Origin of the sequence: Rhodococcus sp. ARC_M5 (assembly GCF_022810405.1) — a bacterium.
Taxonomy (GTDB): domain Bacteria; phylum Actinomycetota; class Actinomycetes; order Mycobacteriales; family Mycobacteriaceae; genus Rhodococcoides; species Rhodococcoides navarretei.
In genome coordinates, this window is record NZ_JALGQE010000014.1 from 29,608 (window position 1) to 50,474 (window position 20,867).

23 protein-coding genes are annotated in these 20,867 nt (G+C 64.6%); 14 read left to right on the forward strand and 9 right to left on the reverse strand.

From position 1 onward, the window contains the following. Positions 1-139 precede the first annotated feature (139 nt). The 6 genes from MTX34_RS19495 (at position 140) to MTX34_RS19520 (ending at position 7,584) form a co-directional block, all read left to right on the forward strand. Complete coding sequence (locus MTX34_RS19495) at positions 140-2,173, forward strand: beta-galactosidase (RefSeq protein ID WP_243610500.1); 2,034 nt, start codon at positions 140-142, stop codon at positions 2,171-2,173. Then, positions 2,173-2,991: a DeoR/GlpR family DNA-binding transcription regulator gene (locus MTX34_RS19500; protein WP_243595790.1), complete on the forward strand. Its 819-nt coding sequence runs from the start codon at positions 2,173-2,175 to the stop codon at positions 2,989-2,991. Before MTX34_RS19495 ends, MTX34_RS19500 begins: the two co-directional genes overlap by 1 nt. A 16-nt stretch (positions 2,992-3,007) precedes the next feature. After that, positions 3,008-4,123 (forward strand): galactose-1-phosphate uridylyltransferase, encoded by a 1,116-nt coding sequence (gene galT, locus MTX34_RS19505; RefSeq protein ID WP_243610565.1) that lies wholly within the window; start codon positions 3,008-3,010, stop codon positions 4,121-4,123. Further along, positions 4,120-5,286 (forward strand): galactokinase, encoded by a 1,167-nt coding sequence (galK, locus tag MTX34_RS19510; protein ID WP_243610501.1) that lies wholly within the window; start codon positions 4,120-4,122, stop codon positions 5,284-5,286. Before galT ends, galK begins: the two co-directional genes overlap by 4 nt. 21 nt (positions 5,287-5,307) lie before the next feature. After that, positions 5,308-6,399 carry an ABC transporter ATP-binding protein gene (locus tag MTX34_RS19515; RefSeq protein WP_243610502.1) on the forward strand — a complete coding sequence of 364 codons (1,092 nt, stop codon included), beginning with the start codon at positions 5,308-5,310 and terminating at the stop codon, positions 6,397-6,399. Between the two features lie 354 nt (positions 6,400-6,753). After that, positions 6,754-7,584, forward strand: coding sequence for a MerR family transcriptional regulator (locus MTX34_RS19520; protein ID WP_243610503.1), 831 nt, complete (start codon positions 6,754-6,756; stop codon positions 7,582-7,584). On the opposite strand, the gene MTX34_RS19525 is transcribed toward MTX34_RS19520, so the two are convergent. Continuing rightward, entirely contained in the window at positions 7,572-7,754 is a 183-nt protein-coding gene (locus tag MTX34_RS19525) for a hypothetical protein (RefSeq protein WP_243610504.1), read from the reverse strand. The two genes, MTX34_RS19520 and MTX34_RS19525, sit on opposite strands and share 13 nt — an antisense overlap. A gap of 38 nt (positions 7,755-7,792) precedes the next feature. Then, on the reverse strand, positions 7,793-8,425 hold the full coding sequence (locus MTX34_RS19530; protein ID WP_243610505.1) for a hypothetical protein: 633 nt from the start codon (positions 8,423-8,425) through the stop codon (positions 7,793-7,795). A 135-nt stretch (positions 8,426-8,560) separates the two neighbouring features. On the opposite strand from MTX34_RS19530, the gene MTX34_RS19535 reads away from it, so the two are divergent. The 3 genes from MTX34_RS19535 to MTX34_RS19545 are packed head-to-tail and all read left to right on the forward strand — an operon-like array spanning position 8,561 to position 11,252. Further along, complete coding sequence (locus MTX34_RS19535; protein WP_243610506.1) at positions 8,561-9,835, forward strand: histidine kinase; 1,275 nt, start codon at positions 8,561-8,563, stop codon at positions 9,833-9,835. Then, a complete protein-coding gene (locus tag MTX34_RS19540; RefSeq protein WP_243610507.1) occupies positions 9,826-10,482 on the forward strand; it encodes a response regulator transcription factor in 657 nt (218 codons plus the stop codon). The genes MTX34_RS19535 and MTX34_RS19540 overlap by 10 nt, the downstream gene beginning before the upstream one ends. Next, a complete protein-coding gene (locus tag MTX34_RS19545; RefSeq protein WP_243610508.1) occupies positions 10,479-11,252 on the forward strand; it encodes a DUF4097 family beta strand repeat-containing protein in 774 nt (257 codons plus the stop codon). Before MTX34_RS19540 ends, MTX34_RS19545 begins: the two co-directional genes overlap by 4 nt. A 34-nt stretch (positions 11,253-11,286) precedes the next feature. On the opposite strand, the gene MTX34_RS19550 is transcribed toward MTX34_RS19545, so the two are convergent. Next, positions 11,287-12,507: an FAD-binding domain-containing protein gene (locus tag MTX34_RS19550; protein WP_243610509.1), complete on the reverse strand. Its 1,221-nt coding sequence runs from the start codon at positions 12,505-12,507 to the stop codon at positions 11,287-11,289. Positions 12,508-12,550: 43 nt separating this feature from the next. Then, the gene (locus MTX34_RS19555; protein ID WP_243610510.1) at positions 12,551-12,838 is read right to left on the reverse strand and encodes an FmdB family zinc ribbon protein; all 288 of its coding nucleotides are present in this window, start codon (positions 12,836-12,838) and stop codon (positions 12,551-12,553) included. Between the two features lie 140 nt (positions 12,839-12,978). Between MTX34_RS19555 and fmdA the strand changes: the two genes are divergently transcribed. Beyond that, complete coding sequence (gene fmdA, locus MTX34_RS19560; RefSeq protein ID WP_243610511.1) at positions 12,979-14,232, forward strand: formamidase; 1,254 nt, start codon at positions 12,979-12,981, stop codon at positions 14,230-14,232. 6 nt (positions 14,233-14,238) lie between these two features. Further along, entirely contained in the window at positions 14,239-14,736 is a 498-nt protein-coding gene (locus tag MTX34_RS19565; RefSeq protein WP_243610512.1) for a hypothetical protein, read from the forward strand. On the opposite strand, the gene MTX34_RS19570 is transcribed toward MTX34_RS19565, so the two are convergent. After that, positions 14,733-15,329: a hypothetical protein gene (locus MTX34_RS19570; RefSeq protein ID WP_243610513.1), complete on the reverse strand. Its 597-nt coding sequence runs from the start codon at positions 15,327-15,329 to the stop codon at positions 14,733-14,735. The two genes, MTX34_RS19565 and MTX34_RS19570, sit on opposite strands and share 4 nt — an antisense overlap. A gap of 60 nt (positions 15,330-15,389) precedes the next feature. Then, positions 15,390-15,881 carry a hypothetical protein gene (locus tag MTX34_RS19575; RefSeq protein WP_243610514.1) on the reverse strand — a complete coding sequence of 164 codons (492 nt, stop codon included), beginning with the start codon at positions 15,879-15,881 and terminating at the stop codon, positions 15,390-15,392. A 120-nt stretch (positions 15,882-16,001) separates the two neighbouring features. On the opposite strand from MTX34_RS19575, the gene MTX34_RS19580 reads away from it, so the two are divergent. Together MTX34_RS19580 and MTX34_RS19585 are read left to right on the forward strand one after the other, a co-directional pair. Then, the gene (locus tag MTX34_RS19580; protein WP_243610515.1) at positions 16,002-17,873 is read left to right on the forward strand and encodes an HNH endonuclease signature motif containing protein; all 1,872 of its coding nucleotides are present in this window, start codon (positions 16,002-16,004) and stop codon (positions 17,871-17,873) included. A 117-nt stretch (positions 17,874-17,990) separates the two neighbouring features. Next, positions 17,991-18,347, forward strand: coding sequence for a hypothetical protein (locus tag MTX34_RS19585; RefSeq protein WP_243610516.1), 357 nt, complete (start codon positions 17,991-17,993; stop codon positions 18,345-18,347). A gap of 4 nt (positions 18,348-18,351) precedes the next feature. Here the strand turns inward: MTX34_RS19585 and MTX34_RS19590 are convergent, their stop codons facing one another. Both MTX34_RS19590 and MTX34_RS19595 read right to left on the reverse strand, forming a co-directional pair. Further along, on the reverse strand, positions 18,352-18,549 hold the full coding sequence (locus MTX34_RS19590) for a PLDc N-terminal domain-containing protein (protein ID WP_243610517.1): 198 nt from the start codon (positions 18,547-18,549) through the stop codon (positions 18,352-18,354). A gap of 47 nt (positions 18,550-18,596) precedes the next feature. After that, positions 18,597-20,111, reverse strand: a complete 1,515-nt coding sequence (locus tag MTX34_RS19595; RefSeq protein WP_243610518.1) for a hypothetical protein — start codon at positions 20,109-20,111, stop codon at positions 18,597-18,599. Positions 20,112-20,245: 134 nt separating this feature from the next. Here MTX34_RS19595 and MTX34_RS19600 point away from each other — a divergent pair, with 134 nt between their 5' ends. Beyond that, the gene (locus MTX34_RS19600; protein WP_243610519.1) at positions 20,246-20,488 is read left to right on the forward strand and encodes a PLDc N-terminal domain-containing protein; all 243 of its coding nucleotides are present in this window, start codon (positions 20,246-20,248) and stop codon (positions 20,486-20,488) included. On the opposite strand, the gene MTX34_RS19605 is transcribed toward MTX34_RS19600, so the two are convergent. Further along, a complete protein-coding gene (locus tag MTX34_RS19605; RefSeq protein WP_243610520.1) occupies positions 20,470-20,853 on the reverse strand; it encodes a GNAT family N-acetyltransferase in 384 nt (127 codons plus the stop codon). The genes MTX34_RS19600 and MTX34_RS19605 overlap by 19 nt on opposite strands. Between the last annotated feature and the right edge of the window lie 14 nt (positions 20,854-20,867).

A 20,867-nucleotide genomic window follows, 5' to 3' on the forward strand; every position in this document is an offset into this window, starting at 1 on the left:
TCGACCATTCGGGGTGATGCAGGTTACAGAAACACGACGGCTGGGCGTCTGTCAAGCCTTCGATAGCCCGCTCACCTGCGTCAGTAAGAAAATGTTCATTCATGTTGACATCTGAGAACGCCTCGTTCATATTGTGAGCATGGACACAGCGCGACGCAGCACCTGGCCGACCCAGGGAATCTCCTTCGGCGGCGACTACAACCCCGAGCAGTGGCCCGAGGACGTCTGGCGGCGCGACGTCGAGCTGATGCACGAGGCAGGCGTCGACTTCGTGACCGTCGGTGTCTTCTCCTGGGCGCGCCTGCAGCCGACCGCGTCGACGTGGGACTTCGAATGGCTCGACCGCGTCATGGATCTGATGCACGAGGGCGACATTCGCGTCGACCTGGCCACGGCGACCGCGTCGCCCCCGCCGTGGTTGGCCACTGCGTACCCGCAGATGCGCCCGGTCGACGATCGCGGCTACCGGTACGCGATCGGCAGCCGCCAGACGTGGAGCCCCAGTTCTGCTGTCTACCGCGAACATTCACTCGCGCTGGTCGAGAAGATGGCGCACCGCTACGGCGAGCACCCCGCGCTGGCGATGTGGCACGTCTCCAACGAACTCGGCTGCCACAACGCCCTGTGCTATTCCGACGACAGCGCGCACGCGTTCCGAGAGTGGCTCAGCGCCAGGTACATCGACCTCGAGACCCTCAATACCGCCTGGGGCACCGACTTCTGGAGCCAGCGCTACAGCGACTGGGACGAGATCGTTCCGCCGTCGGTGAGCACCACGTTCGGCAACCCGACGCACCAACTCGACTGGCGGCGTTTCTGCTCCGACGCACTGCTCGAGCAGTACCGCGCCGAGAAGGCCGTGCTGAACCGGATCACCCCGGACGTGCCGGTCACCACGAATTTCATGGTGGGCATGGGCCAGGGCCCCGCGCTCGCCGGCAACATGGACTACGCCTCCTGGGCCCCGGAACAGGACATCGTCTCCACCGACCACTACCTCGTCGGCCCCGAGACCGGCGACGGCGCAGCGCATCACAAGCTCTCGTTCTCGGCGGATCTCACTCGAGGCGTTGCCGGCCGTCGACCCTGGTTGTTGATGGAGCATTCCACCAGCGCCGTCAACTGGCAGCACATCAACCGCGCCAAGGTCCCCGGCGAGATGATGCGAAACTCGCTGGCACACATGGCCCGTGGAGCGGACGGCATCGCCTACTTCCAGTTCCGTGCGTCCAAGGCAGGGGCGGAGAAGTTCCATTCCGCACTGGTACCGCACGCAGGCGAGGACTCCGCCCGCTGGCGTGAGGTCGTCGAGCTCGGCGCGGCTCTGCGTCGCATGGCTCCGGTGGCAGGAAGCACCGTCGATGCTCGCGTGGCCGTGCTCTTCGACTGGGCCTCGCAATGGGCGTGCGAGCAGGAGGGTCATCCGTCGATGGCCATGCAGCCCATGGAGATTGCTCGACGCGCACATCACGCATTCACCTCCGCAGGCGTGACCTGCGACGTCGTTCCGTCGTCGACGGATCTGAGTGGCTACGAGATCGTCGTCGTACCGGCCCTGTATCTGTGCAGCGACGAGACTGCCGCGCGGATAGCCGACGCGGCCGATGGCGGCGCGCAGGTACTCGTCACCGCATTCTCGGGAATCGCCGACGAGGACGACCATGTGCGACTCGGCGGCTACCCGGGCGCATTCCGCGAGCTGCTCGGCGTGCGCGTCGAAGAGTTCTTCCCGCTCGCCGACGGAGAGGCCCTGGCCCTCGACGACGAGACCGTCGGCGAGATCTGGAGCGAATATCTCACCGCGTCGGAGGACGTCGATGTGCTGGCGCGGCACACCGAGGGACATCTGCGGGGCGTCCCCGCACTGACCAAGCGCACCGTCGGCAACGGCGCCGCCTGGTACGCGGCCACCGTTCCCGACGCAGCGGGCTGGGCCACGCTGGCCGACAAGCTCTGCGCTGCAGCCGAAATCGACACCCGACGCGATCTCGGATCCGATGTGGAGATCGTGCGACGATCGGCAGGGGAGCAGTCCTGGCTGTTCGTCCTCAACCACGGAACCGACAAGGTCAGCGTGCCTGCCTCGGGTACCGATCTGGTCAGCGGCGCGCAGATCGACGGCGAACTCATCCTGGCTGCCGGTGCGAGCGCCGTGATTGCCGAAGCACGCTGATGCTTGCCCACCAGCGTCAGCAGAAGATCCTGGACCAGGTGACGGCCCAGGGCGCTGTCAAGGTCGCAGATCTGGGAGCCGCACTGTCGGTGTCGGACATGACCATTCGACGCGACGTCAACGAGCTCGTCGCTCGTGGTCTGGTCGAGCGGGTGCACGGCGGCGTGACGTTGCCGCGGTCGGCCAGCGTGTTCGAGCCAGGGTTCTCGGCAAAGTCCGAGCTCGATCGAGATGCCAAGGCTGCCATCGCCCGTGCCGCAGCGCGTTTCGTTCGGCCGGGGACATCCATCGGGATTTCCGGCGGCACTACGACGCACGCCCTGGCACAGGAACTACTCGATGTTCCGGACATCACCGTCGTGACGAACTCACTGCCGGTTGCGGAGGTCTTCCACACCGGTGGCCGGACGGATCAGACCGTGTTGCTCACCGGCGGGCAGCGGACGCCGTCCTACGCGCTCGTCGGACCGCTCACGGTCAGTGCACTGCAGAGTATCCACTTGGACATGCTGTTCCTCGGAACACACGGTGTCGACATCGAATCCGGACTGACCTGCCCCAATCTGATGGAAGCACAGACCAATCAGGCACTTGTCGCGTCGTCTCGACGCGTCATCGTGCTCGCCGACCACACCAAGTGGGGTGTCCGCGCGCTCGCCAACACCATCCCGCTCTCACGCGTCGACGTGTTCGTCACCGATGCCGGACTCGACCCCGGCGTCCACGACGCGTTGTCCGAGACGGTCGACGACGTGGTGATCGCCGGAGAGCAATCCCCCGACACGAACGAGGAACGAGTACTCGATGACCGCGCATGACGCCACCACGCACTCGATGCGCAAGACGTCGACCACGCTGGCCGACGGTCGTGAGCTGATCTACTACGACGACACCGAGCCCTATGTTTCCGGCGACGCCACTCGCGATCTGGTCGACACACGAGCCCTGTCTCCGTCGATGTCGGAGTCGCAGATGCGATTCGATGTCCTCACCGGTGAATGGATCGTCATCGCCGCACAGCGGATGGATCGCACGTTCCTGCCGCCTGCCGACGCGTCGCCGCTGGCACCGAGCCGCCCGGACCGCCCGGCCACCGAGATTCCGGCAGCCGATTACGACGTGGTGGTGTTCGAGAACCGTTTTCCGTCTCTGTCCGAAACCGCAGCGCAGCAATCACTTCCGAGCGAGGTCGACGGTGAGTCGCTGTGGCCGCTGGCACCGGGAACCGGGCGATGCGAGGTGATCTGCTTCGCCAGTGACCCCGATGCGTCCTTCGTATCGCTGGAACTCTCCCGGGTCCGCACCATCATCGATGTCTGGGCCGACCGCACTACCGCCCTGTCCGCCATCCCCGGAGTTCAGCAGGTCTTCTGCTTCGAGAACCGCGGCAAGGAAATCGGCGTCACCCTGACCCACCCGCACGGTCAGATCTACGCCTACCCCTACCTCCCGCCGCGTACCGATGCGCTGATTCGACAGTCCCGCAAGCACGTCGAGCGAACGGGCCGTGTGTTGTTGGCCGATGTGCTCGCGGCCGAGCTGCGATCGGGTCGACGCGTGGTCGTCGACGCCGCACACTGGGTCGCGTACGTGCCTGCAGCATCGCGCTGGCCTGTAGAGGTGCACCTCGCGCCGCGTCGCGACGTCGCAGATCTCGCCGAGTTGAGCGGTCCCGAGCGGGACGAACTGGCCGGTGTCTACCGGGATCTGTTGCGCGCGGTCGATGCGTTCTTCGAGGGCGTCGACGAGGTGCCGTACATCGCTGCCTGGCATCAGGCGCCCGTCGGAGCCGATCGTGAACTGGGACGTCTGCACCTGCAACTGTTCTCGATGATGCGCTCACCCGGCCGGATGAAGTTCCTCGCCGGTTCGGAATCTGCGATGGGAGCCTGGATCAACGACACCACTCCCGAGCGGATCGCAGACCGGCTGCGTGAGGTACTGGCGTGAACTGGCTCGATGTGATCGCCGAGGAGGATCTCGCCGACGGTGCGGCCGCGCTGTTCCGCAACGCATTCGGCGGTGATCCCGACGGCGTCTGGATCGCCCCGGGTCGCGTGAATCTCATCGGTGAGCACATCGATTACGCAGGCGGGCTGGTGTTGCCGTTCGCGCTGCCGTACGCCACTGCGGTGGCCGTGCGCCGCCGCGAGGACACGACAATGCGAACCGTATCGACGCACACGAACAAGACGTGGACCGGTGAGCTCGGCGAGATCGGCCCGGGGAATCCGTCGGGCTGGGCTGCCTACGTGGCCGGGGTGTCCTGGGCACTTCAGGAGCACGGCGTCGGCGGAGTCGACGTGGCCGTGCATTCCTCGGTGCCGGTGGGTTCGGGGCTGTCGAGCTCGGCCGCCCTCGAATGCTCGTTCGCCCTCGCGCTCGACGACCTGTTCGATCTTCGGCTCGACCGAAAGCTGCTGATCGAGGCCAGTATTCGCGCCGAGAACGAGATCGCAGGCGCGTCGACGGGCGGCATGGATCAGAACATCGCGATGTCGGCCGAAGCGGGACACGCACTTCTGCTGGACTGTCTCGACGGTTCGACGCGTCAGATTCCTCTTGATCTGGCCGGGTCCGGCTCGCGGCTGCTGGTGATAGACACCAATGCGCCGCACCGCCTGGTCGACGGTCAGTACGGCGCGCGTCGGGAGGCGCTCGACATCGCGTATGCCGAATTGGGTGTCACGACACTGCGCGGGTTGGATCTCGACACGGCCGTCTCGGGCCTCGTCGACGACACCCTGATCTCCCGAGTTCGCCACGTCGTCAGTGAGATCGGCCGAGTGGAGCAGGCGGCAGCGCTTCTCGACCGCGGTGCCGCAGGAGCTGAGCTCGGTGCGCTGATGACGGCGTCGCACGTGTCCTTGCGAGACGACTACGAGGTCAGTTCACCCGAGCTCGACAGCGCCGTCGACGCGGCGCGGCGCGCAGGCGCATACGGAGCTCGGATGACCGGCGGTGGTTTCGGCGGCTCCGCCATCGCCCTGGTTCCCTCGAATCTGGTCCAGGCCGTGGCAGACGAGATTGTCTCCAGCGCAGCACGATACGAACTGCCACCACCCACGTTTCTCACCGCCGAGCCCGCCGGCTCCGCTCATCGATTCTTCTAACCCATACAAAGGAGCATTCCCATGGCACAGGTCACGTACGAAGGAGCCACCAAGCTCTACCCGGGATCGGATGTCGCAGCAGTCGAGTCGTTGGACCTCGCCATCGAGGACGGCGAGTTCCTGGTGCTCGTCGGGCCCTCCGGTTGCGGAAAGTCCACCTCCCTGCGGATGCTCGCCGGTCTCGAGGACGTCGACTACGGTGCCATCAAGATCGGCGACCGCGACGTCACCTCACTGGCCCCCAAGGAACGCGACATCGCCATGGTGTTCCAGAACTACGCGCTGTACCCGCACATGACCGTCGCCAAGAACATGGGCTTCGCGCTGCAGATCGCCGGGATGGACAAGGCCGAGGTGGGTCGACGCGTCGACGAGGCCGCGAAGATCCTCGATCTCACCGACTACCTGGGCCGTAAACCCAAGGCGCTCTCCGGTGGTCAGCGTCAACGTGTGGCGATGGGTCGCGCGATCGTGCGGAACCCGCAGGTGTTCCTCATGGACGAGCCGCTGTCCAACCTCGACGCCAAACTCCGCGTGCAGACGCGCACCCAGATCTCGCTGCTGCAGCGCAGGCTCGGCACCACCACCGTGTACGTCACCCACGACCAGGTCGAGGCGATGACGATGGGTGATCGCGTGGCGATCATGAAAGCCGGTGTGCTGCAACAGTGTGCGAGCCCCAAGGAGCTCTACGAGCGGCCGGTCAACGCCTTCGTCGCCGGGTTCATCGGATCACCGGCCATGAACCTGTTCGACGTGGACGTCGTCGCCGGCGCTGCGAAGCTCGGATCGCTGTCGGTGCCCATCGAGCGCACCATCGCGGACCGGATCGACGGCAGCCGGGTCACGATGGGCGTCCGACCGGAAGCGTGGACGCTCTCGGATTCCGGTACCGACATCGTCGTCGACGTCGTCGAGGAACTCGGTGCGGACGCCTACATCTACGGACGGACCGTCGAGGACGCGTCGAATCTCGGAACCGTGGGGGCGCAAATCATTGCTCGCATCCCGGACATCACGGCTCCGTCGCAGGGTGACGTCCTTCGAATCGCGCCGCGCGCGGAGACGGTGCACTACTTCTCGACCACCACGGGACTGAACCTGCGCCCCTGAGCGGTCACCGATGCAAAGCGAAGGCGGGTATCTGTGACGGTTCACTCGACACTGGCCACCCCGACGGTCGACCTGCGCGAGCAGTGGCTGGAAGCCCACAACGAGTGGGGGTCGGGCCTCCACGAGGACGGCTTCGGCTTGAGGCCGAGTGCACGAGGTGGACAACGCGGCCTCGATAGCCACCCTGGAGCGGGCCGGAGGCAAGCAAGTCGGCCGTCTGTGGTCGGTGGTTCGCGTCTGGATTCCCGTGCCCTGACGAATCGGGTGGCAACTGACCGCGCTCAGCGCGGTCCAGTGCACCCGATTGTGCGCGCTTGACCCTCACACTGTGTGAGACGAGAACCTCGGAGGGTCATGTTCAGCATTGGAGAGTTCGCATCGATCGGCCGGGTCTCGGTTCGTATGCTTCGGCACTACGACGAGATCGGGTTGTTGACGCCGGCACGGGTGGATCCGTTCACTGGTTATCGCTCGTACGACGGTTCGCAGTTCGAGGTTCTGGGACGCATTCTCATGTTCAAGGACCTCGGGTTCAGGCTCGACGAGGTGACGCAGATCGTGCACGGCCAGGTCGGCGTCGACCGGCTACGCGAGATGCTCGCCGCCAAGCGCGATGACGTCGCTCGTCGACTCGATCTCGACGCCGCTCGATTGCGTCGCATCGATGCGCGGCTCTCCGACACCGAAGGGATTTCGATGATCACCGTGGACACCAAAGCATTGCCGAGCACCCGCATTGCCGTCGTCACCGAGACCGCTGCCGGGTTCGGGCCCCAGAACATCGGCCCGGTCATCGGCCCGATGTACGCCCGACTCGCCCAGACGCTGGCTGGGCACGGCGTGGCGTTCGGGCCGTCGTCCATTGCCATGTACGAGGCCGTCGACGACGGGGACGGCACCGGCATCAGCGTGCATGCCGCATTCGAGGTGGGGCCGGAGGTGGCAGCGGCCGAGGGGTACGAGGTTCGCGAGCTTCCGCCCGTCGAGCTGGCGGTGACCACCGTTCACCACGGTTCCATGGCGACGATCGGTGAGACCTGGGAGCAGTTCACGGCGTGGATCGAGGCCAACGGCTACGAGCTCTCCGGGATTTGCCGTGAGTACTACCTGGTGTCCGAGCCGCAGCCGCAGGAGAATTGGGTCACCGAACTGCAGCAGCCGGTGATTCGACGTCAGGACGCCTGAGCGAGCTCGACGAGTGCGGTGCACTGGCAGCCGCCGGTGACCTCCTCGCACTCGAGCACCAGGAAGTGGCGCACGTGCTCGAGGTCCACGCAGTCCGGCTCCGTGCACTCCGCACCGCCGACCGCGTGGATCACGAGTGTGCCGTTGCAGGTATCGAAGCGTGCGGACATGCGAATCCCTTTCTGTCGTTTCCTCTACATCCTTGATATCACCGGGCTCCGACAAGTTCGGGAGAAGACGAGCGTGTTCGACGCCTGAGCTGGGTAACAACCATCACCGTCAGAGCCGGAATCCAGGCGTATCCCAGGGCGGTTCTGATGATCGTTCGGTCGCCCAGCCATGCTCCGGCCGATACCAAGACAGCCGCCCACACGACTGCAGCCAGCAGGCTGAGCAGCGCGTATTCGCGGTGCCGCAGTGAGGAGGTCGCTACGAGTCGGGGAGTGACGGTGCGGATACCCCCGATGAGGTGTCCGGCAGTGGCGACAGCGCGTGGCCGCGATCGCGCCTGAGTGGTCAGCCCGAGGACGACCCTCATCACCGCGGCCGGCAGCGCGGACTCCACTCGTCCGAGACCCGACACCGTGGCTGTGCGGCGACTGTGCCAGAACGCCCACTGCGCACCCATGCTCGACGCCACCGCCGCAGTGACGACGGCAGGTAGCCACGGCACGACGCCGATAGAGGTCAGTACCCCGAGGGTGATCGGGACGCTGTTGCCCGGTGTGAAGAGACCGAGCAGCGTCGCGGACTCGAATGCCAGCAGTACGAACACGATGGTGAAGACGACCCACACGGGAACGGACGACAATCGGTCCACGTCGAGGATGTTGAGGTTCATACCTGTCGAATCTGGTCGTCCGTACCGCGGAAAACACCACGATCGACCCACGGATCGACGGTAGGGCTGGCCCTACCCACAACGGTGGGTTCACCGTGGGGACAGGTCCACTACGGCGCACTTAGGCTGATCCGCATGAACGAGGCACTACCGATTCCCCTGAATCCGCTCAGGGCATGGATATCGCCGCAGTGGTGGCTGGCGGTGGCGTCGTTGCTGGCGTCGACTCTTGCCGGGCTGGGCGGCTGGATGATCCTGGGACTGCTGGTACTGGCGGTGTGCGCATTGCCGTTTGCGCTCAGCGGCGTGCTCGTCTTCGCGCTGACGATAGTGGCGCTTCGATGGATGGACCGTGTAGCGCGCGCCGGAATCGGTTTCACCGGTGGACTTCTCATCGAGGGTCCCGAAGTGACCGTGTACCCCACCAGTTGGCGCACGTTCGTCTGGTGCCTCCGCGACATCGGGCTGTGGAAGTCGCTGTGCTACTGGCTCGTTCGCATACCGGTATCGGCCGTGCTGCTCTTCCTGCTGCCGGCGCTGTTCGTGGCCCTGCCGGTTCTCGCGGCGGCGCCGGTCGCGTGGATCGTGACGAACCCGGTCGCCAATGGGCTCGAAATTGGCGAACGGGTGGGCTATCCGTTCGTCGCGTTGGTCGGCTTCGCCTCCCTGGTCACTTTTGTTGCCGGGGTGCCGCTGCTGCTCACCGCCTTGGCAAGACTCGACTGGTGGAGTGCTACAGCCCTTCTCGGCCGATCCGAATCCAGTAGGAGAGTGGACGAGCTGACGGTGAGTCGAGCTCGCGTCGTCGACGCTGCCGACGCCGAACGCCGTCGCATCGAACGCGATCTGCACGACGGGGCCCAGCAGCGGTTGGTCTCGGTGGCAATGTCATTGGGACAGGCGAAGTCACGCGTCGCGGCGACCGACGATGCGGTCCTGAAGGAATTGCTCGACGACGCCCATCGGGAGGCCAAGAACGCGATCGGTGAGATCCGCACCCTCACCCGTGGTCTCCATCCGCCGATCCTGACCGACCGCGGTCTCGATGCCGCACTCTCGTCCGTCGCGGCGCTGTGTGCGATTCCGGTGACCATCGACATCGACCCGGACCTCTCCGGTGATCGGCGCCCGGACGCCACCGTCGAGTCGACCGTCTACTTCGTCGTCTCCGAGGCCCTGACCAATGTCAGCAAGCACGCACAGGCCGACCACGTCCGAGTCGACGTCTCGAGAGCCGATTCGGCAGTGCGAGTGACGGTGATCGACGATGGTTGCGGCGGAGCATATTCCGCCCCGGGCGGCGGCTTGGCCGGGCTCGGGGACAGGCTGAGCGGGATCGACGGAACATTGTCCATCACGTCGCCGTCCGGCGGCCCGACGCGGCTCGAGGTGAGCATCCCGTGCGAGTGATCATCGCCGACGACTCGGTTCTGTTGCGAGAGGGCGTCGCTCGACTGCTGATCGACGGTGGAGCCGACGTGACAGGCAAAGTGGGCGACGCGTCTCAACTGCTCGCGGCCATGTCTGCTGCCGATCCGCTTCCGGATGTCTGCGTGATCGACGTACGCATGCCGCCGACCTTCCTGGACGAAGGCCTGCGCGCGGCTCTGGTCATTCGCCAACGGTGGCCCGCCGTCGGTGTTCTCGTGCTCTCTCAGTACGTGGAGGAACGGTACGCAGCCGAGCTCATCCGGCAGAGCACGGACGGCGTCGGATACCTGTTGAAGGACCGGGTGGCCGACGTGGACGAGTTCGCCGATGCCGTGCGGACCGTTGCCACCGGTGGAACCGTCATCGATCCCGAAGTGGTGCAGCAGATTCTGGCCCGGGCCCCGCGGTCGGATCCACTCGATTCGTTGACCCCGCGGGAGCGAGAAGTGCTGACGGCCATGGCCGAGGGCAAATCCAATGCCGGCATCGCGACCGCGTTGGTGGTCGGTCAGGCAGCCGTCGAGAAGCACATCGGAAACATCTTCGCCAAACTCGGCTTGCTCGGGGACAGTGCTGATCATCGCCGCGTCATGGCGGTACTACGATATCTGGGAGCAATACAGTGAAGAAAGCGTTGTGGCGCAATGTTGTTGCTGTCTCGGTGGCCGTGGTGGTCGTGGGCACTGCAGGTGCTGCCACGGCGGCGGCAATCGTCGAAGGCTTCAGCACGCCGAAGATGCAGTCCTTCGATTACGTCGAGAACCACGCCGTCGCCGGGAACAATCTCGCATTCACAACGAGATTCGCTCATGTGACGGTGTCGATGAGCCCAGATTCCGATGTGCACGTACGGGCCGACGGGTCCTACCGCGGACATATTCCGACGGTCGACATCAGTGACGACGGGTCGCAGGTCGCTGTGGAGTGCTCGTACCGACAACGTGGCAGCTGCGATATCGATGTCGAGCTTCGGATACCCGCCGGGCTGATCCTCGATATCGATGGGGCAGCAGGTGACGTGGTGCTCTCCGACGTGGACGCGCAGACGTCGGTGTTTACCTCGTCGGGCTCGGTGGTAGCTCGTGGATCCGCCGGAACCCTCGATGTAACAACCAGATTCGGTGATGTCGACATCGCCGACGCCGCAGTATCCGTAGTGGAGGTGGACACGACATTCGGCCAGGTCGTTCTGGATTCGAGGGTGCCACCGGACTCGGTACTCGTGCGGAACATTCAGGGTGACAGCATGATCGAACTTCCGGCGGCCGAGTTCTACGACGTCGAGGCGACGTCGGAGAAGGGAGATGTCGACATCGACGTCGTCGACGATCCGACTTCACCGAGGTCGGTGTCCATCACCAGTGAAGAAGGCCAGATTTCGGTGCAGCGGCGGTAGTCTCGGTCAGTGACTGCTGTTCAATGTCTGCTGTTCAATGACTCCGGCGCCACGCACTGAAGGAACGGACAGAGGACGTGGTGGGACGCACCAGCCACGGCCACGGATGCAACTCGACCGGGGCGGTGGCGTCGGCGATGCGGGAAAAGCCGGGAACGGGTGCCCACGTGGTGGCCAGGGACCGTCCGGAGAGCTCATCCGAGACTCGGCCGCGACGGACCTCCAACGGCCGGGTGGACGCGATCTCGCCGAGCGTCTCGGCGAGAAACACCAGTCGCTTGCCGGAGAGCCTCAGTTTGCGTAGCAGTGGCTCGTCGAACACGAAGACGGCAGGCCGATCGGTGTCGGCGGCCAGCGCTGGGTCCGCGGTGCCGAGAGATTCGGCGGTCAGCCAGACCTGTTCTGCATCAGTACCTTCCACGTGGGCGGGCCCGGCGGGAATCGGAGCCTTGTTCAGATCGGGACCTTCGACAGCCGGCCCGAGTTCATCGTCGGGCCAGTTCTCGATGGGACAAGCATCTTTCAGTGCGCAGTTGCGGCACAGCGACGGTGCTCTCTTGTTCACCTGCCACCGGCTGAAGCCGTAGACCTTCCCGCTTCCGGTACCGACGGTCCATTGCCAACCGAGGCGGTTGGCGGCGCGGGACCCGTCGAGCAGGTGGGCGAACATCTCGTCCTCGCCGTCGCGCCACGTCGCACCGGCGCGGACGGCCCATTGGGAGGCCAGCCACATGCGCGTTTGGTTGACAAGCCAACCGTCCTCGTGCAATTCGCCCACCACCGAGGACATGCAGTTCATCTCTTCGGCCCAGGGCTGCGACGTCCAGTTCTGTGGCCGCGGTTGTTCGCGGCGGAGAGATTGTCCCAGTTCGGTTCCGACTCGTGAGTACAGGTGGCGGGCGTACTCCTGCCACATCAGCTCGTCCCGGTACCTGGAACGGTCGCGTGGGGGAGCGTCGGACACCGAGTCCCAGACCTCTCGTAGCGTGAGCAGCCCGTGGCGAATATACGGGGACATACGGCTCGCTCCACGGCGATTCACCGGGAGAACGGTGCTGCGGTCTCGGGCGTACCCGGTGATGTCGAGTCCGGCCAGCGCGGCATCGGCAGCGGACTGCCCGCCGCGAATGCCACCCGCCGTGATGGCATTCGGCCCTTCGCGTGTCAGATCGCCCAGATGCTCGGCAACCCAGTCGACGACGTCCTCGGTGGTGGAGCCGTCGGCAATGGACGGCGGAGTGGGTAGCTCGGACATGCCGTCGGACTTCCCCGTCGGTACGAAAGGGAAACGCCGGTCGTCAGGGGCGCGGCAGTCGGCGATGCAGTGGGTTGGATGTGGTCCTCGTTGCCGATCTGGCGGCCGGCGGTAGGGATGAGACGACAGCAGGCGTGTCGGCCGTGGCGCGCGAGGCGTCGTGCGCCTGCATCGCAGCGCTGTTTCCCCGTCCGAGAGCGGGCGAGGAGATTTTCCGAGCGGCCGCCTGCCCGCACTGGGGGCACGTCACCTCGGACGGCGCGTCGGCCATGGAGAATCGCTGCTCGACGGGGTCGCAACGCTGTGCGCAGCGGAAGCTGTAGGTGGGCACGCATCCGAGGATAGCTGTAGGCGTCGCATCAGCAACGTTCCGGCACAACGTCATACAAGATTTACACGTCAGAAGCGACCGGATCGGCCGCGACAGTGCAATGATCGAGGCAGGAGAATCCGCGCAACCGGAGGTGCCTCGTGCCCGAACTGCTGTTTCCGCTCGACTCGACGAAGAGTTTCACCGAGCAGGAGGTCGTCGGTCACAACCGATGGCATCCCGATATCCCGGCGGCGGTCACGGTCAAACCCGGCACGTCCTTTCGGGCCCACTGTCGTGAATGGTTCGACGGTGCCATCCGCAACGACGATTCCGCCGAGGACATCCTGAATGCGCCGCTCAACAACGTGCACACGCTGTCCGGGCCGTTTCATATCGAGGGTGCCGAGCCCGGTGACCTGCTGATCGTCGACATCCTCGACGTCGGTCCGATCCCGCAGGAGGATTCGGGTCCGCTGGCCGGCCAGGGCTGGGGGTACACGGGAATCTTCGCCAAGGAGAACGGCGGCGGATTCCTCACCGATCGATTCCCCGACGCGTACAAGGCGATCTGGGATTTCTCCGGGCAGACCACCACGTCTCGACACGTTCCGCACGTGAAGTACACCGGCATCACCCATCCCGGGCTCATGGGGACCGCGCCCTCGGCGCAATTGTTGGCCAAGTGGAACGCTCGTGAAGGTGCGCTGATCGCCACCGATCCGAATCGTGTTCCGCCACTGGCTCTTGCACCCGAGCTCGACGGGGCAATTCTGGGATCGTTGAGCGGTGACGAATTCGCCCGCGTAGCAGGCGAAGCCGCACGCACGGCACCGCCACGCGAGAACGGTGGAAACCAGGACATCAAGAACCTCACCAAGGGAACCCGCGTCTTCTACCCGGTGTTCGTGCCGGGCGCGAAGCTGTCCTTCGGTGATCTGCACTTCTCGCAGGGAGACGGGGAGATCACGTTCTGCGGTGCCATCGAGATGGGTGGCTTCATGGATTTGCACGTCGACCTGATCAAGGGCGGCATGGAGACCTACGGGGTGAGCGAGAACGCGATCTTCATGCCCGGGAACACCGCACCGCAGTACTCGGAATGGATTGCCTTCTCGGGTATTTCGGTGACCGAGGACGGTGAGCAGAAGTATCTGGATTCCGACCTGTCCTACCAGAATGCCTGCATGCATGCGATCGACTACCTCACCAAGTTCGGCTACAGCCCCGAGCAGGCGTACCTGTTGCTGGGTTCGGCCCCGATCGAAGGACGCCTGTCCGGGGTCGTGGACATTCCGAACTCCTGTGCAACGGTGTACATCCCGACCGCGATCTTCGATTTCCCGATCGCGCCTTCGGCCTCCGGGCCGTTCCAGATCGACCCGGGAATGGGAGCGCCGAGGGCGCAGTTCTGACGCCGTATGCCGACATTGTGGATGCTCGAGGACCTGGAACCCTTCCCCGACGAGCCTGTTGTAGGTGCGGTGTTTTCGCCCACGACGTACTGGGCGTCACCCGAGCAGATGCAACTGCCCGCTGAGGTGTGTGCCGAGGTACCGGCTCGGGTGGAGGCCGTCGTCACCGACGGCCGGACGGAGTGGGTAGCGCACCTCGACAACGGTTTCACCACGATGATGGGCGACGGCAGCACGGTTGGGGACGTGATGTTGCACGGGTGTTTGGTGTGGGACAGGTACCTATGGATCGATTTCTGGGCAAGGCCGCGGGGCAGTCTTTGCCTGCTCGACCGGGCCGGATTCCTCGTGCAACGTCAGAAATGGACCGCGACCCGACACCCCGGCGCATTCAGTGTGACGTACGAGGGTGGTCTGGAGTACCACCAACGGGGTTCAACGCCAGAGGGATTCGGAGTTCGGTGGGAGGCATCAGTCGTCGAGATTGTTCCGTCGGGTGGCTAGCCGTCGTCGCCGTGGCCCGCAGTGATGATCTGGTCGGCGCGGGTCGGCCGGGACTCGATGTCGGTGAGCGCCAGAATGCCGGCAACGGTCTCCGCGCTGCCTCCGAGGAATGCACACGGGAAGTCGAAGTGCTGAGCCACGCACCACGCGTGGTCGGCGGGCCACCACAGGTGCGGCGACAATCCTTCGAGTGTGTCCGCTGCGCGTGAGACCGGTCCCCTCAACAGGAAATAGTTGTAGCCGGCGATGGCTGCGGTCGGTGCCTCGTCGCGAATGTCATCGAGGGCGGTATTGCCTTCCCAGACCGCGAACCAGCATGTGTCCGGTGTGTTCGTGCTTCGAGCGAGTACCTCGATGATGGACGCCTGTTGATCCTGCCAGGCAACAACGGGTTTCGCCGGCACCGTAGCGCCACGCGTGCTGCCGCGAGCGGGATACTGAATGCTGGCATAGGCGTCGAACACAGTGGGGACCAGCGAGCCCACTGTGGTTGTGGCGACGATGGCGAGGTTGTTGTTCACCCACTGTGCCTCCGAGACATCCTGTTGCAGATCATCACCCGACCATTCCGCCCAATCGGTATTCGATTCCATGGACGCGACGCTACCGACATTCGGTGTGGGTGGTCGACCCATCTCGCAGGTGAAGAATGGCTAGGTTACGGATCCTGCCTGCTTGCTTCGCCCCCGCCAGAGCGTTGTCAGCGTCGCTACTGTCGGAATCAGGAAGACTGCGTACGGTGCCGCAACCGCCCACTGTTCGAGCGAGGACAATTCGGGGCTCCAACTGCTCGGGTCGCGACGGACTGAATCGCCGAAGTTTGCGACGACCGAGTTCAGCAACATCAACAGGTAGAAGGCCATCGTCAGAGTCAATCCAACGGTCGCATACCAACGGCCGTGACGGAGATTGTCAGGTGAGGTGAGCTCGAAGCCTCCGCTTACGGAAAAGAAGGCCGCTGGAATGAGAAGGACCAATCCGGCTGCTGTCGTGATGTTCCAGGTGCTCACAACGTCGCCGATGGCGTAGTAACCGATACCCAGTGCACCCGCAGCCAGGCTGAGGCACCACCAGGCCAGTGGAAGTATCCCCGCGAATATCACCCAGCGGCGAACTCCGCTCGGGTGATCAGGGAGGGTCGGCATGTCGACATTCTCTACCAATGTCATCGCACAGGTTTCTGGTCCAAAGCCCGGCGACTGCCTTCTTGGCGCAATCGCAATTGTGTTCGAAAGTGTGTCGGTGGGTCGCGATAGATTCTGTTCATGCTTTCGGGGGACGGCGGATCAGGGGTGGACGGCATCGAGACGGTGCCGCCCGCCCCTGAGGTGTCCGATCCCGAACTATCGGTGCTGGTGGATCGTGTGGAGTCCGCGGTCGCGGAGTTGGCGGAACAGGCGTCGGTGTCGTGGACGAACGCCGACCGGCGTGCGGTGATCCAGCGCATGGAAACGCTCACCAGGTCGGTGACCGCCTACTCGCACACCTGGCTGAACGAGCTGATCACCCAGCACGGCCTCGATGTGTATCCGGGGTCGGTGCCGTGCTCGGTGGCGTGGATGCTGCGGATCACCCCACGCGCAGCAGGCGCACGAGTGCGACTGGCTGTCGAATTGGGTGACCGCACCGCATTGTCCGGTGAAGTCCTGCCGCCGTTGCTGCCGCACACCGCTGCAGCATTGCGGGCGGGGTTGCTCGATGCCCAGCATGTGCAGATGATCCGCGAATTCTTCAAGCACTTGCCTGCCAGTGTGGATCCGCAGACCCGCGATCTCGCTGAGGAGCAGTTGGTGGGCTTCGCGTCGACCAGACGGCCCGACGATTTTGCGCCGTTGGTGGCGAACCTGGACTCGATCCTCAACCCCGACGGCGATCACGACGAGGACGAGGACGAGGACGAGGACGGTAAGCCCAAGCCACGCAAGCGACGCGATGCCTTCTTCTACCTCGGCGAACAAGGTTCAGACGGCATGTCGGAAGGCAAATTCTGCGTCGACCCCGAGTTGCGGGCTTACCTCGAGGCCCTGTTCTCCAAAGCCGCGAAGCCGGGGGTGAACAACCCGGCCGACCCGACATCGGTCGTCCGCGATGAGACCAGCAGCGATGAGACCAACAGCGGCAGCGACGAGAAGGGCGGAAGCAGGAGTCGCGGGAACGGTAGCGGCACAGCGCCTAAGCCCGAGCCCAGCGATGCCAGTTCCAGTGATGCCGGCCTGTGGCACAGCAACAACTGTGGCAGCGACGGCGACTGCGGCGACAACTGCTGCGATGAGGGCAACTGTGGCGGCGAACGTAACCGTCGCGACTGTGGTTGCGGCACAGAGCCAGATGACACGACTGACTCCGACGCAACCGACACCGACACCGACACCGACACCGACGATGCACCGGACCGCACTGCCCCCGGTAGCGACGAACCGGATACCGCGGTGCCGGATACCGCGGTGCCGGATACTGCAGCGCGGGATGCCGCCGCCGCACGTGATCGACGCACCCAGAACGAACGCCGTCACGACGCCCTGAAACTGGCGCTCCGACACACCCTCGCCTCCGGCACACTCGGCACCCACCGCGGCCTGCCCGTCACCGCCATCGTCACCATGACCCTGAAAGACCTCGAAGCCGGCTGCGGCTACGCGAAGACCGCCACCGGATCACGCGTATCGATCCGCGACTCCATCCGCATGGCCTCCCACGCCCACCACTACCTGACCATCTTCGACGACCACGGCAGAGCCCTCTACCTCGGCCGCTCGAAACGCATAGCCTCCGCCGACCAACGCATCATGCTCATCGCCCGCGACCGCGGCTGCAGCTTCCCCTCCTGCACCCGACCCGCGACCTGGTGCCAAGCCCATCACGTGACCGACTGGGTCGAGGGCGGAAACACCGACATCGACTCCCTCACCTTCGGCTGCGACATGCACCACGCACTCGTCGGCACCGGACCTAACACATGGGCCACCACCAAAACCACAGCAACACATCGCTATCCAGGCCGCACCCTCTGGCACCCACCCACCGGAATGGACCCGCGCAGGCGCGGGCTGATCAACCACGCACACCACCCCGAAGAAGTCCTCTACCCACCCGACCACCACGACGATCCCGGCGACGAACCACGACAACCCGCCTGATGACCTACACCACCATCAGGGCACAGCTCTGCCTGTCGTCGGTGCATGGCAGCCGCCGCACCGGGCGTACGCGAAAATAGTAGGGCTTCAGAGTCGTGCCCTGCGTACGGTAAGCGCATGATGGTTCTCGCGAGCAGGACGGCAGTGCTGTCGCCGCCGGCACGCGTCGTCTGGAAAGCGTTGATGCGTCCCGATCTGCATCCGTTGAACAAAGGATTCGCCTGGCCGGTCATGTTCCACGACCAGTCGCTGCCTCGGATTGTCGAGAGCAGCGAGTTCGACCGGGTCGTGTGGAGCTCGCCGTGGCCGACGGTCCCGGATCTCCTGCTGCAGTTCGATGTACGCCCGGAGACCCGGCTTCGCTGGACGTTGTTGGCCCACACGCCCGCGCCCGGGCAGCAGACCGTCGAGTGGCTCCGCGATCAGGTCAGTCATCTGGTGAACGTCGACCTGCGAGAGGCAACGTCACACTGAACTGCTATCGGTTGCCGCCGGTCGGTCCGTAGGGATAACGCTTGCCGACTGCGAACCACAGGATCGGCCCGACAATGGGCAGAATCAACGCAACGACTACCCATGCAGGCTTCGCCACGAATCCCAGAAAGGGGTCACGGACGATCGACACCAAGGACATGGCGAACAGTGCAAATGCAACCGTAACGCCGACAGAAGTCATGTCCCACAGGGTAGATTAGACATCGTTCCGGTAGCGAGGGGTCAGCTTCACAACCGGCTTGAGCGTGAGTTGTCGAGCATCTCGGCAATATCGAGATGCACAGGCCAGCTCATCACCGGGTCGTCGGGTCGAAGTGCTCGGACTCCACGCGCGATGACCAGGATCCGACCGGTGTCGTCGACGGCGACGTTCGGTCTGGTTGCAAATACCGGGACACTCGTCAGTGGTGTGAAGGTCGACGCGTCGTAGACGGTGAACAACCAGAACTGTTCGGTTCTATCAAAAGTGACAGGGCCGGGTAGTGGCCACCAACCCGTCGACGAGGTGCCATCGGGCGGATGTCCTATCGTCCAAGCGAGGTCACCGAGTTGTCCACCGTGAAACTGACTGCGGCCCAGAATTTCTTCCTCATCAGCGATGCCAAGATCCGGTTCGACGACGGCGACGTCGACACCGCGAATCAAGCGCACAGGATCGCCCGCAAGATAGGGATATCCGTGTCCGCGAGGCAGCTGCGGAATGCTGGGTCCGATCGTCGAGTGTCCTGCACTCGTCACCCGCACCAGACGTACCACTGATTCCCCACGGGGTTGAACGGAGACGATCCAGGTATCACGTTCCGCAGCAACCGAATTGATGTAGCCGTCGAATGCCGCAACGTCGGTGGACCCGCTTCCGGGTGTGTACATGCGCCACGTAGTGTCGCCGGTGCAGACCAGCAACCGGTCGTCGTTGATGGCTCCGACGTGCGCGGGCAGGGAATCGATCCGAACCGCCTCGTGGCCGCGGGAAATCCAGAACATTCCATCCACTCCGCCGACCCAGCACCCTGCATCGGTGGCCCAGATGGAACGGGTGTCACCGACTTTGGCCGGTAGAACATGCTCGACGGCAACCCCTTCCGTATCGATGCTGACGACCAGCGGCAATTCGGCGTCGAGGACCCAGGTGACGCCGCCGGCAGCGGCCACGTTGCCCGGCACGATGCTCGGGCGAGTCGGCAGAGGTGGAACGTCGTCGAGATCGAGAGTGACCATGACGCTGTTCTCCTGGTCGATGGGGCCACCGTCCTCGCGCATCGACTCATGGCCGAAGATTCGGCGGACTTCCTCTACGTCGCGGGTGGCACGGTACCCAGGGCATATGACCCAGCCCTCACCTGGAATCGACCTGTAGCGCTCCGACACCAGCTGAGCGCGGGTCACTCGACCGCGGAAACGGCCCTCGGTGTCATAACCGAAGACGCCGTAGAAGCGTCCGGTCAGCTCGACTCGGCCTGTGCGGGGGATGAACCCGCGCCACGACGCAGTCCAGCCCTCGCCGCGCAACAACCCGGCCCACTCCCAGCGCCGCGCGGAGTTCTGCCCCGTGTATTGCAAGATCGGTTGATGTCCGGAGGGTTCGAGGCTCGCCGATATCGTGACGACATCCGCTTCGGTATCGGGCAGCTCCACGAAACGGAGTGCGCCGGTCAGAACCGCACCCACCTGCGGCGGGGCGATCTCACCGTCGCCGATCACCGATGACGAGATATGCACGACGAGCGTGCGACGGTCGCTCATGCGCCTTTCAGTGAAGTCATGCACGTGAGGCTAGCGGCATCGTCAGGTCACTGCAGCGAGATCGGGTCCAAGGGTGGCATTCCAACGCCGGGCGAAAGCGATAAGCTCGGTCCCCGAGGCGAAGGGGGTTGGCGATGAACGGGAACAGCAATCCCACTCTGCCGTTGGCGTTCGATCTCGCCTGGATGGCCGCGACCGTGGTGTGGCTGTTGCTCGTCGGTGTTGCGTGGGTATCGATTCTGCGTACTTCCCACCGCCGGCGCGGTGCCGCGTTCTGGTGGTGTCTTCTCGTATTGCTCATGCCGTTCACCGGCGCGCTGATCTGGTTTGTCGCTCGCCCGCGTAACTCCGATACCGATCAGCGGACGAGTTCGTAGCGCGCCAACCACAGCCCGGGCCGTACCTGTTGATCCTCGGCGTGCACGAAGCCGAAGGACTCGTACAACCTGCGGGCCGGTGGATTGTCTCGCCCGGTGGCAACTCGCACGTGTTGTCCCACAATCGATTCCAGCATCACCGCGACCAAACTCCGTCCGATTCCTCGTCGGTGCGCGTGGGGAGCCACCACCAGACGGTCGATCTCCGTCTCGGACCACGCTGCAGCGCCGAGGATTTCGTCGCCCTCCCGAGCGACGATCCAGTGGACCTGTGCAGCGCACAGATCGTCCACCGACTCGTGCAGCAGTGGGATTCGGTCGTCGCCGATCAGTCTCGCTTCGACTGCATACGATCCCTTCTGCATTGCGAGAATGTGTT

Bases quoted from the DNA above. Each gene is read 5' to 3' on its own strand.
- MTX34_RS19495 (WP_243610500.1), top strand. From the start codon at position 140: ATGGACACAGCGCGACGCAGCACCTGGCCGACCCAGGGAATCTCCTTC.
- MTX34_RS19500 (WP_243595790.1), top strand. From the start codon at position 2,173: ATGCTTGCCCACCAGCGTCAGCAGAAGATCCTGGACCAGGTGACGGCC.
- galT (WP_243610565.1), top strand. From the start codon at position 3,008: ATGCGCAAGACGTCGACCACGCTGGCCGACGGTCGTGAGCTGATCTAC.
- MTX34_RS19515 (WP_243610502.1), top strand. From the start codon at position 5,308: ATGGCACAGGTCACGTACGAAGGAGCCACCAAGCTCTACCCGGGATCG.
- MTX34_RS19520 (WP_243610503.1), top strand. From the start codon at position 6,754: ATGTTCAGCATTGGAGAGTTCGCATCGATCGGCCGGGTCTCGGTTCGT.
- MTX34_RS19525 (WP_243610504.1), bottom strand. From the start codon at position 7,754: ATGTCCGCACGCTTCGATACCTGCAACGGCACACTCGTGATCCACGCG.
- MTX34_RS19530 (WP_243610505.1), bottom strand. From the start codon at position 8,425: ATGAACCTCAACATCCTCGACGTGGACCGATTGTCGTCCGTTCCCGTG.
- MTX34_RS19535 (WP_243610506.1), top strand. From the start codon at position 8,561: ATGAACGAGGCACTACCGATTCCCCTGAATCCGCTCAGGGCATGGATA.
- MTX34_RS19550 (WP_243610509.1), bottom strand. From the start codon at position 12,507: ATGTCCGAGCTACCCACTCCGCCGTCCATTGCCGACGGCTCCACCACC.
- MTX34_RS19565 (WP_243610512.1), top strand. From the start codon at position 14,239: ATGCCGACATTGTGGATGCTCGAGGACCTGGAACCCTTCCCCGACGAG.
- MTX34_RS19570 (WP_243610513.1), bottom strand. From the start codon at position 15,329: ATGGAATCGAATACCGATTGGGCGGAATGGTCGGGTGATGATCTGCAA.
- MTX34_RS19575 (WP_243610514.1), bottom strand. From the start codon at position 15,881: ATGCCGACCCTCCCTGATCACCCGAGCGGAGTTCGCCGCTGGGTGATA.
- MTX34_RS19580 (WP_243610515.1), top strand. From the start codon at position 16,002: ATGCTTTCGGGGGACGGCGGATCAGGGGTGGACGGCATCGAGACGGTG.
- MTX34_RS19585 (WP_243610516.1), top strand. From the start codon at position 17,991: ATGATGGTTCTCGCGAGCAGGACGGCAGTGCTGTCGCCGCCGGCACGC.
- MTX34_RS19590 (WP_243610517.1), bottom strand. From the start codon at position 18,549: ATGACTTCTGTCGGCGTTACGGTTGCATTTGCACTGTTCGCCATGTCC.
- MTX34_RS19595 (WP_243610518.1), bottom strand. From the start codon at position 20,111: ATGAGCGACCGTCGCACGCTCGTCGTGCATATCTCGTCATCGGTGATC.
- MTX34_RS19600 (WP_243610519.1), top strand. From the start codon at position 20,246: ATGAACGGGAACAGCAATCCCACTCTGCCGTTGGCGTTCGATCTCGCC.
- MTX34_RS19605 (WP_243610520.1), bottom strand. From the start codon at position 20,853: ATGCAGAAGGGATCGTATGCAGTCGAAGCGAGACTGATCGGCGACGAC.